Source organism: Delftia sp. ZNC0008 (assembly GCF_000799035.1).
Taxonomy (GTDB): Bacteria; Pseudomonadota; Gammaproteobacteria; order Burkholderiales; family Burkholderiaceae_C; genus Comamonas; species Comamonas tsuruhatensis.
In genome coordinates this window covers 1-14,310 of the sequence record NZ_JTKZ01000118.1, presented here as the reverse complement: position 1 = coordinate 14,310, position 14,310 = coordinate 1, and the positions used below count along the sequence as shown (strand labels likewise).

9 protein-coding genes and 2 pseudogenes are annotated in these 14,310 nt (G+C 68.1%); 7 read left to right on the top strand and 4 right to left on the bottom strand.

The genetic code is table 11. The features are described from left to right. Window positions 1-319, bottom strand: a pseudogene (locus tag L995_RS04445) (hypothetical protein); the annotation flags it as partial. A gap of 311 nt (window positions 320-630) precedes the next feature. Here L995_RS04445 and L995_RS04440 point away from each other — a divergent pair. Then, window positions 631-2,070 (top strand): alpha/beta hydrolase family protein, encoded by a 1,440-nt coding sequence (locus tag L995_RS04440; RefSeq protein WP_047469517.1) that lies wholly within the window; start codon window positions 631-633, stop codon window positions 2,068-2,070. A 27-nt stretch (window positions 2,071-2,097) separates the two neighbouring features. On the opposite strand, the gene L995_RS04435 is transcribed toward L995_RS04440, so the two are convergent. After that, window positions 2,098-3,000, bottom strand: coding sequence for an alpha/beta hydrolase (locus tag L995_RS04435; RefSeq protein WP_047469514.1), 903 nt, complete (start codon window positions 2,998-3,000; stop codon window positions 2,098-2,100). A gap of 149 nt (window positions 3,001-3,149) precedes the next feature. On the opposite strand from L995_RS04435, the gene L995_RS04430 reads away from it, so the two are divergent. Together L995_RS04430 and L995_RS04425 are read left to right on the top strand one after the other, a co-directional pair. Continuing rightward, window positions 3,150-4,022: a methylglyoxal synthase gene (locus L995_RS04430; protein WP_016447679.1), complete on the top strand. Its 873-nt coding sequence runs from the start codon at window positions 3,150-3,152 to the stop codon at window positions 4,020-4,022. A gap of 110 nt (window positions 4,023-4,132) precedes the next feature. Continuing rightward, on the top strand, window positions 4,133-5,458 hold the full coding sequence (locus tag L995_RS04425; protein WP_047469511.1) for a serine hydrolase domain-containing protein: 1,326 nt from the start codon (window positions 4,133-4,135) through the stop codon (window positions 5,456-5,458). A gap of 84 nt (window positions 5,459-5,542) precedes the next feature. Here L995_RS04425 and gdhA read toward each other — a convergent pair whose 3' ends face one another. Together gdhA and L995_RS04415 are read right to left on the bottom strand one after the other, a co-directional pair. Beyond that, window positions 5,543-6,886: an NADP-specific glutamate dehydrogenase gene (gdhA, locus tag L995_RS04420; RefSeq protein WP_016447677.1), complete on the bottom strand. Its 1,344-nt coding sequence runs from the start codon at window positions 6,884-6,886 to the stop codon at window positions 5,543-5,545. A 351-nt stretch (window positions 6,887-7,237) separates the two neighbouring features. Continuing rightward, window positions 7,238-8,152 (bottom strand): LysR family transcriptional regulator, encoded by a 915-nt coding sequence (locus L995_RS04415; RefSeq protein ID WP_016447676.1) that lies wholly within the window; start codon window positions 8,150-8,152, stop codon window positions 7,238-7,240. A 175-nt stretch (window positions 8,153-8,327) separates the two neighbouring features. Between L995_RS04415 and L995_RS04410 the strand changes: the two genes are divergently transcribed. The 4 genes and pseudogenes from L995_RS04410 to L995_RS04395 all read left to right on the top strand — a co-directional run. Continuing rightward, a complete protein-coding gene (locus L995_RS04410) occupies window positions 8,328-9,188 on the top strand; it encodes an alpha/beta hydrolase (RefSeq protein ID WP_047469508.1) in 861 nt (286 codons plus the stop codon). A 121-nt stretch (window positions 9,189-9,309) separates the two neighbouring features. Next, the gene (locus tag L995_RS04405) at window positions 9,310-10,593 is read left to right on the top strand and encodes an efflux RND transporter periplasmic adaptor subunit (protein ID WP_047469505.1); all 1,284 of its coding nucleotides are present in this window, start codon (window positions 9,310-9,312) and stop codon (window positions 10,591-10,593) included. A gap of 86 nt (window positions 10,594-10,679) precedes the next feature. Beyond that, window positions 10,680-13,931, top strand: coding sequence for an efflux RND transporter permease subunit (locus L995_RS04400; RefSeq protein ID WP_047469501.1), 3,252 nt, complete (start codon window positions 10,680-10,682; stop codon window positions 13,929-13,931). A gap of 28 nt (window positions 13,932-13,959) precedes the next feature. Continuing rightward, window positions 13,960-14,310 (top strand): annotated as a pseudogene (locus L995_RS04395) (efflux transporter outer membrane subunit); the annotation flags it as partial.

Below are 14,310 nucleotides of genomic sequence, written 5' to 3'. Positions count from 1 at the left end.
CCACATCGCCGGCATAGACCAGGGCCAGCCAGTGCAGCCGGGATGTCTCTAGGTCCGCCGCCAGGCGCTGGCATGCCTCGACGTAGCCTGACAGCTCGCTCCATGAGGCGAAACCGTGCTCGCGCGCCACGGCGGACTGGGCGTCGTGCAGCCGCAGGTCCATGGCGGCCAGCGCTTCATCCGTGCGACCCCGGGCAGCGGGCAGGTGGGCGCGCAATTGCTCCATGGCCTGGGCCGAGCCTGCGCGATAGGCGGCCAGCAGTTGCTTGGCCTGTTTCTTGAGATGGCCCATGTCGGGCCGGGCGGGGATGCGTTTCACAGGGATACCTCCGTGCACGAAGGCCAATGACCTGCAGCTTGGCGCACAAAGGCATGTGGCAAGAGAAAAACGCCGAGAGGCGCATACAGGTGGGTTCAACCCTTCCCGCAGGTCCGGGTGCGGCCTGCACCGCAAGCGCGGATGTTATCGCAAGGCGACAGTCATCTGGGTGACAGCCGGCAGCCCCTGCTTGCGGGTTCCTACCCGCATGGCGGGCCAGTTGTCTGGCATAGGCTGCGTCGGCACTCCCCCTTGAAACGGATTTTTTGCGCGCGTTCCCCTTCAAACCTTCATCCCAAGGAGACAGTCTTATGCGAGCCCTGCGTTGGAATCGTTGGAAGTATCTCGGTCTGCTGGCGGTCACGGGCCTTGCGGCCTGCGGCGGGGGGGACGGTGATGCGCCCGAGGAAACCCGGGCCCAGGACAGCCGCAGCTTTGCGCCGGCCAATCCTTCTGCCACCACGTTCGATGCGCTGGCGGCTGCCGCTGGCGACACGGTGGACAATGCCAGCACCAGCCGCTGGGCCGGAGTGCTGGAAGGCGCGGCCTACCGCATCGAGGTGCCGGCCAACTGGAATGGCCGCCTGGTGATGTATGCCCACGGCTATGCGGGCGAGGGCAGTGCGCTCAACGTCACCAATCCGTCCATACGCCGCTACCTGATCCAGAACGGCTATGCCTGGGCGGCGTCCAGCTACAGCAGGAACTACTACGACGTGCGCGCCGGCGTGGAGGACACGAATGCGCTGGCCCTGGCCTTCAACCGCCTGGCCGCATCCCACGGCCGGCCGCTGGCGCAGCCGCAGCGCCTGTACATCACCGGCCATTCCATGGGCGGCCATGTCACGGCGGCGGCCATCGAGGCCGAAGCCCAGTCAACGGCCCGCAACAAGGTGCGCTACCAGGGCGCCGTGCCCATGTGCGGCGTGATGGGCGATACCCAGCTGTTCGACTACTTCGCGGCGGCCCAGGTCACTGCCCAGGCCCTGGCGGGCGAGGCCCAGCATACCGTCACCGACTGGGCGGCCATCCAGGGCAAGGTGACATCGGCCCTGTTCACGACCTTCCCGTCTGCACCTACCGCGACGGGCCGCGCCTATCTGTCGGTGATCCAGAATCTCACGGGCGGTCCGCGCCCGCTGTTCGACCTGGGTGTGGCCGTGGGCGGCTCGTTCGCTCCGGTCTGGGGCGTGTTCGGCAGCGACGGCTCGGTCAACGGCATCCTGAACCGCAACGTGACCGATACCAACCGCTTCACCTACCGCATCGATGGGGATGCAGCGGCCTCGGCCGCGCTCAATGCCGCCGCGCAAAAGCGCACGGCCGCGCCCGATGCCAACCGGCTGCGCCGCGACGGCCTGCGCTGGATTCCCGTGAGCCCAGGCGACATCGGCATTCCCGTGGTGACGCTGCACACGCTGGGCGACCTGTATGTGCCGTTCAGCATGCAGCAGATCTACCAGCGACGTGTGGCCGACAAGGGCAAGGACCGTTGGCTGGTGCAGCGCGCCATCCGCGGCGCATCGCACTGCGACTTCACCGTGGCCGAGCAGGTGGAGGCCTTCGATGCCATGGTGCAGTGGGAGCAGGGCGGCGCCAGGCCGGGCGGTGACGATGTGCAGACGGCCGCCACGGTGGCCGCGCCGACCTATGGCTGCCGCTACACGCGCAACACCCTGGGCCCGGATGACAGCACCACCACGCGGCAGTTGCGCGCCGTGATCTCGCAGAACGCGGCAAGCTGCCCGTAGCGCGGAAGGCGGCGCAGGCTGCGCCGCTCAGCGCGGGCTTGCTGGCGCGGTGGGCGCCTGTGCGAGCAGGCGCAGGCCGAACAGCTCGCCCAGCGCCTGCCGGTACTGCTCCATGGCGCGCGACTGGGTGTTGTGGTGGTTGCCGCCTTCGATGAGCACGAAGCGCTTGGGCTCGCTGGCCGCGTCGAACAGCTGGCGGCCCAGCGTGGCGGGGATCAGTGGGTCGGCGCTGCCGTGCACGACCAGCAGCGGCGAGCCTATGCCGGCCACCTTGTCGATGGAGGCAAAGCGCTGGGTGATCAGCGGCCCCACGGGCAGCCAGCCCCAGCGGAAGCTGCGGACCACGTCGGGAATGCTGGTGAAGGTGGCCTCGACCATGACGCCGGCCTCATCCTGAACGCTGCGCGCCAGGTCGATGGCGATGGCGCCGCCCAGCGAATGGCCGAAGATGAAGCGCGGCCGGTCCGGAGCGTGCCGGCCCAGCCAGTCCCAGCCGGCGCGGGCATCCTCGGCGGCCGATTCCTCGGACGGCAGGCCGGCGCTGCTCTTGCCGAAGCCCCGGTAGTCGATGGCCAGCACCGAAAAGCCCAGCTCGTGCAGCCGCCGGATGCGCGGCGAGGAGCCGGCAACGTTCCAGCGCGCGCCATGCAGGTACAGCAGCACGGGGGCGTTGCCGGCCGTGGCCGGCTGGGGCAGCCACAGCGCATGCAGGCGGGCGCCGTCCTGCGTTGGCATGTCGATCCAGACATCTTCCATGCCGGCCGTGTTGGCGCCGGGCCAGCTGCGGTCGCTGGGCTGGAAGATCCATTCGCGCTGCTTGGTATCCAGCACGGAGCAGCCGCTGGCCGCCAGCAGCGCGGCCACGCCCAGCGCTGCCGTGAGCCGGTGCAGGCGCCGTCGGGGCCACAGGTGGGAAAGCAGTGAGGGCATGACGCAACAATGGATGCACGGGCCGGCCAAAAGTTCAGCGCCGCTGCCGTGCCGGCCGGCGTTGTCATGGATTGGCGCTATTCTTGCCGCTGGTCCGCAGGCTGTCCTGGCTGCACGGGCCTCTCCCCACTGTTGATGAGTGAACCTGTATGCCGATACGCCTGGGCCTGGCCGCCAACCGAATCCACCACCAAACCGAGGATGCCGCACTGTTCGGCTGGCTGCGCGCCTGCGAGTCCGGCATCCGCGAGCTGCAGCTGGGCCTGCATGCCGTGGGCCGCACCTTCGATGCCATCCAGGCGGCCGGCATGCTGGCGTCCTACCGGGGCCTGCGCCGCTATCCCTATGGCCGCGAAGGCGGGCTGATGAAACTGGTGGCCGAGGTGGTGGGCGTGGAAGGTGACGAGCGCACCATCGACGGGGCCATCTATTTCACCGACCCGGTGGATCCGTCCTCCATCTTTCCCGAGGCCGTGGCGCTCAAGCGCCAGTGCGTGATCCATGGCAAGCCCTTCCTGTCCACCGTGGCCTCGGCGCGGGACTGGGTCGAGATGGAGCGCATCCAGGCAGGTCTGCCCAAGGATGCCGGTGCGCAGCGCTTTCACGACTACGCACAGCAGACGCTGGCGCTGATCGCCCACGATGCGCTCAAGCCCACCATGCTGGATTTCGCGGCGCGCAACTTCGAGCTGCTGTCGCGCTTTGGCCGGCGCGTGGGCACGGGCACCACGGGACAGAGGCTCAACGAAATGGCCTGGAGCCGTGGCTGGCCCGAGGACCGGCCCTGGGTGGACCGCTACAACAGCGGCCCGCTGGGCGGCGATGCGCAGATCGCCGACCTGGTGCTGGACCGCCGCTGCCAGCGCGTGATCTTCTTCGAGGACCCGCATGTGGCGCGCCAGCACGAGGCCGACATCCAGCTGCTGGAGCGCGCCGTGACCACGGTGACGCACGACACGGTCTGCACCACTTCTCCGGCCGTGGCGCAGCGCTGGTGCGATGCGGCCTTGATGCGCCGCTGAAACCTTCGTCACGCAGACGACAGCCCGCCGGCCTGCGGGTGGGCGAACACCCGTGACCGGCCGAGGGCTTTCTGCAAGACTGGCCGTTTCCAAAAACCAAGGAGACAACGATGGTCAGTCCGCTCTTTCGGCGTTCCCGGCATGCCATGGCCCTGCTGGCACTGCTGCCCGGCTGGGTGGCGGCCCAGGCACAGGCCCCCGCAGCGCCCGCGCTGCCGCCGCCCGACAGCGTGCGCCTGGAGCAGCTGGGGCTGATGCAGGGCTTTCCGCCGGCCGCCGACAAGCGCGTGGACGTGTCCAACGGCTACCGCTATCCGCAGCTGCGCTGGGTGGTGCAGCACCTGCGCGAAATCCAGCCCACGCAGAACATCCGGCGCGGCGCGGCGGGGCCCTCGGCACTGCCCGAAGCGCCCATGGCCCTGGGCGGCCTGCGCTTTGACGACGACAAGGGCCAGCCCATCACCGTGGACCAGTGGCTGGACCGCACCTATACCGACGCCATCGTGGTGCTGCACAAGGGACGGGTGGTCTTCGAGCGCTACCAGAACCAGATGCAGGCCAGCTCGCCCCACCTGCTGTTCTCGGTCACCAAATCGTTCACCGGCCTGATGGCCGCGCAACTGGCCCACGATGGGCGCATCGATCCCCAGGCCCTGGTCACTAAATACGTGCCCGAGCTGGAAGGCTCTGCCTGGGGCGACATGACGGTGCGCCAGGTCATGGACATGACCGGGGCCGTGCGCTTTCGCGAGGACTACACCGACCCCAGGACCGAGATCTTCGGCTACTCCTGGGCCTCGGGCATGCTGCCGCGTCCGCCCGGCTACGCGGGGCCGACCAATGTGTACGACTTCCTCAAGACGCTGCCCAAGGAAGGCACGCATGGCGAGGGCTTTGTCTACCGCACCGTGCATTCCGAGGTGCTGGGCTGGATCGTCTCGCGCGTCACGGGCCGGCGCTGGAGCGATCTCATGAGCGAGAACATCTGGCAGAAGCTGGGCATGCAGGAAGACGCCTATGTGATGGTGGACAGCACCGGCACGCCGCTGCAGGGCGCGGGCCTGAACGCCACGGCGCGTGACCTGGCGCGCGTGGGCGAGATGCTGCGCCTGGGCGGCAGCTTCAACGGCCACAAGGTCTTCGACAAGGCGGTGCTGGACGACATTGCGCGCGGCGGCGACCGCGAGCAGTTCAAGTTCCGCGGCATCCAGGCCGCGCGGCCCGGCTACAGCTACCGCAACCAATGGTGGGTACTGCACAACGCCGATGGCGCCTACGAGGCCGCCGGCATACACGGCCAGTTCATCCACGTGAACCCGGCCGCGCAGATGGTGGTGGTCAAGCTGTCATCGCACCCGGTGGCGGGCGCGGCCTTCACGCATGCGCTGACGCTCAAGGCCTGGGCGGCGCTGGCCGATGCGGTGCGCGACAGGTAAGGCGCGCGAATCCATCTCTTTCAATGAAAAAAGCCCATGCAGCAGGCTGCATGGGCTTTCGTCAGGGATGGGGAGCGCTGATGCTCAGATCACGCCCTGGGCCAGCATGGCATCGGCTACCTTGACGAAGCCGGCGATGTTGGCGCCGTCGATGTAGCTGACCGTGCCGTCCTCGCGCTTGCCGTACTTCAGGCAGGCGGCGTGGATGCCTTGCATGATCTGCAGCAGGCGGGCATCGACTTCCTCGGCGGGCCAGGACAGGCGGGCCGCGTTCTGGCTCATCTCCAGGCCCGAGGTGGCCACGCCACCGGCATTGCTGGCCTTGCCCGGTGCGTACAGCACGCCGGCCTTCTCGAAGGCCTTGGCGGCTTCGATGGTCGAGGGCATGTTGGCGCCTTCGGCCACGCAGACCACGCCGTTGGCGATCAGCACCTTGGCATCTTCCTCGGTCAGTTCGTTCTGCGTGGCGCAGGGCAGGGCCACGTCCACCTTCAGGTGCCACGGCGTCTTGCCGCGCAGGAACTCTGCGCCCACCAGCTTGGCGTACTCGTCCACGCGGCCGTAGCGGTGGTTCTTCACGTCCATCAGGATGGCCAGCTTCTCGGTGGTGAAGCCGTCCTGGTCATACACGGTGCCCGAGGAGTCGGAGACCGACACCACCTTGGCGCCCAGCTGCATGGCCTTTTCCACGGCGTACTGGGCCACATTGCCCGAGCCGGAGATGGAGACGGTCTTGCCTGCGAAGGACTGGCCGCGCGTGGCCAGCATTTCCTGGGCGAAGTAGACGGTGCCGTAGCCGGTGGCTTCGGGGCGGATCAGCGAGCCGCCGAAGGACAGGCCCTTGCCCGTGAACACGCTGGCGGCGCTGTTGGACAGCTTCTTGTACATGCCGGCCATGAAGCCCACTTCGCGGCCGCCCACGCCGATGTCGCCTGCCGGCACGTCGGTGTCCGGGCCCACGTGGCGGAACAGCTCGGTGACGAAGGCCTGGCAAAAGCGCATGACTTCAGCGGGGCTCTTGCCCTTGGGATCGAAGTCCGAGCCGCCCTTGCCGCCGCCCATGGGCAGCGTGGTCAGCGCGTTCTTGAAGGTCTGCTCGAACGCCAGGAACTTGAGCACGGACAGCGTGACCGAGGGGTGGAAACGCAGGCCGCCCTTGTAGGGGCCGATGGCCATGCTGTGCTGGATGCGGAAGCCGCGGTTGACCTGCACCTGGCCCTTGTCGTCGGTCCAGCTCACGCGGAACATGACCACGCGCTCGGGCTCGACCAGGCGCTCCAGCAGTCCGTGCTCGGCGTACTTGGGGTTCTTCTCGATGAAGGGCCACAGGCTTTCCATCACTTCGGTGACGGCTTGCAGGAATTCGGGCTGGCCGGGATTGCGTTGCGCGACTTCATCAAGGAACTGGCCGACGGACTCGTACTTCATGGAAAAAACCTCTGACTAAAAACGGCTGCGGGAAGGGGTGAGTGCAAACCAAGATTATGCCTAAAAGTTATGCCGTCATGCATCGTTTTGGTGAACGGCGCCCGAGCTTGGTGCCTTCGTGCCGTGTTTCGGTGCATCTTCAGAGGAGGTTGACGGTATTTGGTGCATGGCAGAAAGCTGCGTGCAGCAGTGGGCGGGCAGGCAGGCTCCTGGATCGGCCGTATCCGGTGGCGTGCATGGTCATGGCGAATGGGAATGGCTGGCGCCATGCCCGCTGACATGAAGAATGGCTAGGAAGGCCTTGCAGCCGGACGGGGCTTGGGCCCGCCCGGCCATCCCATCGCCGGCCTTTCAGCTGCGCTGCAGCTGGGGATGGCGCGCGAACAGGTCGGCCGCCCAGTCCACGAAGGCCCGCACCTTGGCGCTGAGGTGGCGGTTGGGCGGGTAGACCACGTGTATGGGCAGCGGCGGCTGGGTCCAATCGGGCAGGACCTCGACCAGTTCGCCGCTGTCGATCAGCGGCTGGGCAAAGGCCGTGACCAGCTGCGCGATGCCAAAGCCCGCCAGCACGGCGGCCGTGTAGGCATTGCTGTCGTTGGCCGCGATGCGGTAGTTGCCCGCCACCTCGATGGATTCATCGCCCCGCTGGAATTCCAGCGGGTACATGCGCCGCGTATGGCCCGAGAAGAAGGCGACGATCTGGTGCTTCGTATCCAGTTCGGACGGATGCTGGGGCACGCCATGGCGTGCCAGGTAGGCGGGCGAGGCCACGGTGACCCAGTTCATCGAGCCGATGCGCCGCGCCACCAGGGACTGGTCGCTGAGCTCGCCCCCGCGGATCACGCAGTCCACGTTGTCGCTGATCAGGTCCACCAGGCGGTCGCCCACGCCCAGGTCGATCTGTATGTCGGGATAGCGTTCGCAGAATTCGGTCAGCGCCGGAATGATGATCAGCCGGGCCATGGAGCTGCCCACGTCCAGCCGCAGCCGCCCGCTGGGCGCGGTCTGGGTGTTGACCATGCTGGCTTCGAGATCGTCGAAGTCGTTGAGCAGGCGTGCCGCGCGTTCGTAGTAGGCGGCGCCATCGGGCGTGACGGTGACGCGCCGCGTCGTGCGGTTGAGCAGCTTGACGCGCACGCGCGCCTCCAGCGCCTGGATCTGTTTGGTGACCGTGCCCTTGGGCAGGTCCAGCGAATCGGCGGCGCGGGTGAAGTTGCCGGCTTCCACCACGCGAACGAAGACACGCATGGCCTGGATCTGGTCCATGGAAAGTTGCTCCTGCAGCGCCCGGCAAGGGAATGCCGGCTCGGCGGAATTCTCACACGCGCCGTGTCGGGCGATTGTTCGTGAAACGGAAACAGAGCGATGGCTGCGTTGCTATTTCAGACATGGCCGGCGCCGCCTATATTCCAACCATCGACCATTGCCGCAGGTTCGCGCCATGTCCACTTCCTCGTCGCCTCCGAACGGCCCCGCCGCCGGGGCGCAGATTGCCGAAACAGAATTCTCCATCGAGCTGCCCGAGCACGGCACCGTGGCTGCGCGCGCCTATGGCCAGCGCAGGCCCGGCACGGTTTCGCCTCTGGTGCTGCATTTCCATGGCGGCACCTTTGTCTGCGGCACGCTGGACAACGGCCGCTACATCGGCCGGCTGCTGGCCGAGGCGGGCGCCGTCGTGGTGTCGCTGGCCTATCCGCTGGCGCCCGAGCATCCGTTTCCCCAGCCCATCGAGGTGGGCTACGCCGTGCTGCAGTGGCTGTACAAGCACCGCGTGAAGATGGCGGGCAAGGGCGCGCCGCTGTTCCTCGCGGGTGAAGAAGCCGGCGGCAACCTGGCCGCCGCCGTGGCCGTGATCTCGCGAGACCGGGGCCACCCTCCGCTGGCAGGCCAGATCCTGGTGTCGCCCATGCTCGATCCCTGCACCGGCACCGCCTCGCAGCGCGAGGCCACGCCCGAGGCCGGCGAATGCCGCTGGGCCACGGGCTGGCGCGAGTACCTGAGCTGCCCCAAGGACGCCATGCATCCCTATGCCGTACCCGGCAGCTCGCTGCGCCTGGCCCAGCTGCCGCCGGCTCTGGTGCTGGTGGGCGGTGACGACCCGCTGCGCGACGAGGCCCAGGCCTATGCGGCCCGCCTGCGCGCGGCCGGCGTGACGGCCAGCAGCCATGTGCTGCCCAGCGCGTCGAACTGGCCGCAGGCCCTGTCCGAGGCCGAGGCCTGTACGGCCTGCAGCGCCGCCGTGTTCCAGCATGTGCATGACTTCTTCGAGGCCGCCATGAACAAGCCCGCAGCACCGGGCTAGGCCCCGCGCCGCCGCAGCCGGCGAACCTTGCTGCCCCCGTTTTCCCATTTCGATTCCGCCTTCCCGGCGCGTTCAGGCGCCGGGCGGGCATCGTGTTCCCTGAATTACGCAAAAAAACACCATGTCCACCCAATCCACCTCATCCTCCTCATCCTCTTCTTCCGCCTCGGCCCAGCGCAAGGGCTGGAAGCTGCCGGCCGCCGCTGCAGCCATCCTCGCCGTCAGCGCCGGCCTGTTCGGCCTGCACGGCTTCGATGCCAAGGCCGATGACGCGCCCGCCAGCGCCCAGCCCGCCGCCACGCCCGTGTCGGTGGCCACGGTCGCCGAAAGCGAAGTCACCGCCTGGGACGAGTTCTCGGGCCGCCTTGAAGCCGTGGAGCGCGTGGACATCCGCTCCCGCGTGGCCGGCGCCGTGCAGGCCGTGCACTTTCGCGAGGGCGCGCTGGTCAAGCAGGGCGATCTGCTGATCACCATCGACCCCGCACCGTATGCGGCCGAGGTCGAGCGGGCCGAAGCGCAGGTGGCCTCGGCCCAGGCACGCCAGTCCTATGCGCGCAGCGAGCAGGAGCGTGCACGCCGCCTGTGGGACGAGCGGGCGATTGCCCAGCGCGAGCTGGACGAGCGCATCAACGCAGGCAGCGAGGCCGAGGCCAATCTGCGCGCGGCCCAGGCGTCCCTGCAATCGGCGCGGCTGAACCTGGGCTACACCCAGGTGCGCGCCCCCGTGTCGGGCCGCATCGGCAAGCGCGAGATCACCGTGGGCAACCTGGTGGCCGCAGGCCCGGGCGCGCCGGTGCTGACCACGCTGGTCTCGGTCAGCCCCATCTACGCGAGCTTCGATGCCGATGAGCAGGTCATCACGCGCGCGCTCAAGGAGCTGGGCGGCGGCGCGGGCAACCGCACCAGGATCGACAGCATTCCCGTGCAGATGGGCACGGCCACGGCCGGCAGCACGCCCTTCGAGGGCCGGCTGCAGCTGATCGACAACCAGGTCGATGCCCGAAGCGGCACCGTGCGCGTGCGCGCCGCCTTCGACAACAAGGACGGCGCCCTCATGCCCGGCCAGTTCGCCCGCATCCGCATGGGCCAGGCGCGCGACAGCAGCATGCTGCTGGTCAGCGAGCGCGCCATCGGCACGGACCAGAGCAAGAAGTACGTGATGGTGGTGGGCGGCGACAACAAGGCCGTCTACCGCGAGGTGGTGCTGGGCGCCTCGGTCAACGGCCTGCGCAACGTGACCCAGGGCCTGCAGCCCGGCGAGCGCGTGGTGGTCAACGGCCTGCAGCACATCCGCCCCGGCGCCCTGGTCGCGCCCAAGGAGGTGTCCATGGATGCGCGGGCCGATGCCCGCCAGCCGGGCACCCGGCAGGCAGCCGAACAAGTGGCTGACGCAACCAAGTCCTGATCTAGCCGCACACCTTTCCTGCCTCTGAAATGCCGCCTGACCGCAGGCGGCATGGGCCGCGCTTTGCCGTGGCGGAGCCAAACACCATGAACCTATCCAAATTCTTCATTGACCGGCCGATCTTCGCGGGCGTGCTTTCGCTGCTGATGCTGATCGCCGGCCTGATCGCCATGGGCGGGCTGCCGATCTCGGAATACCCCGAGGTCGCGCCGCCATCCGTGGTGGTGCGCGCCCAGTACCCGGGCGCCAATCCCAAGGTGATCGCCGAGACCGTGGCCACGCCGCTGGAAGAGCAGATCAACGGCGTCGAAGGCATGCTCTACATGGGCAGCCAGGCCACCAGCGACGGCGTGATGACGCTGACCGTCACCTTCCGCCTGGGCACCGACCCCGACAAGGCGCAGCAGATGGTGCAAAACCGCGTCTCGCAGGCCGAGCCGCGCCTGCCGGAAGAGGTGCGCCGCCTGGGCATCACCACGGTCAAGAGCGCACCCGACCTGACCATGGTGGTCCACCTGGTCTCGCCCAACCAGCGCTATGACATCAACTACCTGCGCAACTACGCGGTGCTGAACGTGAAGGACCCGCTGGCGCGCATCGAGGGCGTGGGCCAGATCCAGATCTTCGGCGGCGGCGACTACGCCATGCGCGTGTGGCTGGACCCGCAGAAGGTGGCGCAGCGCGGCCTGTCGGCCAGCGATGTGGTGGCCGCCATCCGTGGCCAGAACGTGCAGGCTGCGGCCGGCGTGGTCGGCGCCTCGCCGGGACTGCCGGGCGTGGACATGCAGTTGTCCATCAACGCCCAGGGCCGGCTGCAAAGCGAGGAGGACTTCGGCGACATCATCGTCAAGAGCGGCGCCGACGGCGCCGTGACCCGCCTGCGCGACATCGGCCGCCTGGAGATGGGCGCGGCCGACTATTCGCTGCGCTCGCTGCTGAACAACGACCCGGCCGTGGGCATGGGCGTGTTCCAGGCGCCGGGCTCCAATGCGCTGGAGATCTCGGCCAATGTGCGCAAGACCATGGAGGCCCTGAACAAGAACATGCCCGAGGGCCTGGAGTACCGCATCGCTTACGACCCCACGCAGTTCGTGCGCGCCTCCATCGAATCGGTGGTGCACACGCTGCTGGAGGCCATCGTGCTCGTGGTGCTGGTGGTGATCCTGTTCCTGCAGACCTGGCGCGCCTCCATCATCCCGCTGCTGGCCGTGCCGGTGTCGGTGATCGGCACCTTTGCCGTGCTGCATCTGCTGGGCTTTTCCATCAACGCGCTGAGCCTGTTCGGCCTGGTGCTGGCCATCGGCATCGTGGTGGATGACGCCATCGTCGTGGTCGAGAACGTGGAGCGCAACATCGAGGCCGGTCTCACGCCGCGCAACGCCACCTACCGCGCCATGCGCGAAGTGTCCGGGCCCATCATCGCCATCGCCCTGGTGCTGGTGGCGGTGTTCGTGCCGCTGGCCTTCATCAGCGGCCTCACGGGCCAGTTCTACAAGCAGTTCGCGGTGACCATCGCCATCTCCACGGTGATCTCGGCCATCAACTCGCTGACCCTGTCGCCCGCGCTGGCGGCCCTGCTGCTGCGCGGCCACGATGCGCCCAAGGACGCGCTGACGCGCGGCATGGACCGGGCCTTCGGCTGGCTGTTCCGCGGCTTCAACCGCATGTTCCACCGGGGCTCCGAGGCCTACAGCGGCGGCGTGGGCCGCGTGATCTCGCGCAAGACGCTGATGCTGGCCATCTACCTGGCGCTGATCGCCGTGACCTTCGGCCTGTTCAAGGCCGTGCCTTCGGGCTTCGTGCCGGCGCAGGACAAGCAGTACCTGATAGGCTTTGCCCAGCTGCCCGACGGCGCCACGCTGGACCGCACGGACGAGGTGATCCGCCGCATGGGCGAGATCATGAAGGACAACCCCAACGTGGAGGACACCATCGCCTTCCCGGGCCTGTCCATCAACGGCTTCACCAACAGCTCCAACTCGGGCATCGTCTTCGCCACGCTCAAGCCCTTCGACGAGCGCAAGCGCGCCGACCAGAGCGGCGGCGCCGTGGCCGGCCAACTGAACCAGGCCTTCGCAGGCATCCAGGACGCCTTCATCGTCATGTTCCCGCCGCCACCCGTGGCGGGCCTGGGCACGACGGGCGGCTTCAAGCTGCAGCTGGAAGACCGCGCCTCCCTGGGCTATGACCAGATGGATGCGGCCGTGAAGGCCTTCATGGCCAAGGCCTACCAGACGCCCGAGCTGACCGGCATGTTCACCAGCTGGCAGGTCAACGTTCCCCAGCTGTATGCCGACATCGACCGCACCAAGGCGCGCCAGCTTGGCGTGCCGGTGACGGACATCTTCGACACCATGCAGATCTACCTGGGCAGCCTGTATGCGAACGACTTCAACAAGTTCGGCCGCACCTACAGCGTCCGCGTGCAGGCCGACGCGCCCTACCGCGCGCGTGCCGAGGACGTGGGCATGCTCAAAGTGCGCTCCAGCTCGGGCGAGATGATTCCGCTGTCGGCGCTGATGAAGGTGGACTCCAGCTTCGGCCCCGAGCGCGCCATGCGCTACAACGGCTACCTCACGGCCGACATCAACGGCGGTGCCGCACCGGGCTTCTCTTCGGGCCAGGCGCAGGATGCCATCAAGCGCATCGCGGCCGAGACCCTGCCCAAGGGCATAGCCTTCGAATGGACCGACCTGACCTACCAGGAAATCCTGGCCGGCAATTCGGCGGTGATCGTGTTCCCGCTGGCCCTGCTGCTGGTCTTCCTGGTGCTGGCCGCGCAGTACGAGAGCCTGACCCTGCCCATTGCCATCATCCTGATCGTTCCCATGGGCCTGCTGGCGGCCATGACCGGCGTCTGGCTGTCGGGTGGCGACAGCAATGTCTTCACGCAGATCGGGCTCATCGTGCTGGTGGGGCTGAGTGCGAAGAACGCCATCCTGATCGTGGAATTCGCACGGGAGCTGGAGTTCGAGGGCCGCACGCCCATACAGGCCGCCATCGAGGCCAGCCGGCTGCGCCTGCGCCCCATTCTGATGACCTCGCTGGCCTTCGTCATGGGCGTGCTGCCCCTGGTGCTGTCCACGGGCGCGGGCTCGGAAATGCGCCGTGCCATGGGCGTGGCCGTGTTCTCGGGAATGATCGGGGTGACGGCCTTCGGCCTGTTCCTCACGCCCGTGTTCTACGTGCTGATGCGCCGCCTGGCAGGCAACCGGCCGCTCAAGCAGCATGGTCCAGAGATGGAGGAAGAGGCCCCTGCACAGGCACCCGCCCACGGCCATGCCTCGGGTGGTGGCGCACTGCCCATGCCCTCTGCTGCGCGTGGCGAGCATGAATGAGCCCACACCACAAGAACAGGAACCGATCATGAAGATCCCATCGCTTTCGAAACTGTCCAGGCGTCTGCTGCCCCTGGTGGCGGCGCTGGCCCTGGCCGGCTGCGCCAGCGTGTCCCAGAGCCTGCCCGAGCTGCCGGCCGCCCCCGCCTTCAAGGAGCAGGGCGCCGCGCCGCAGGCGGGCTGGACCCAGGCCCTGCCCGCCGAAGCCCAGGCACGCGGCCAATGGTGGCTGGCCTTTGCCGACCCGGCGCTGGACGCGCTGGTGGACAAGGCCACGCTGGACAACCAGAGCATCCAGGCCGCGGCCGCACGCTTGGCCGAGGCCCGCGCCCTGGCGCGCAGCGCCAATGCCGAGCGCATGCCCCAACTGGGCACGCGG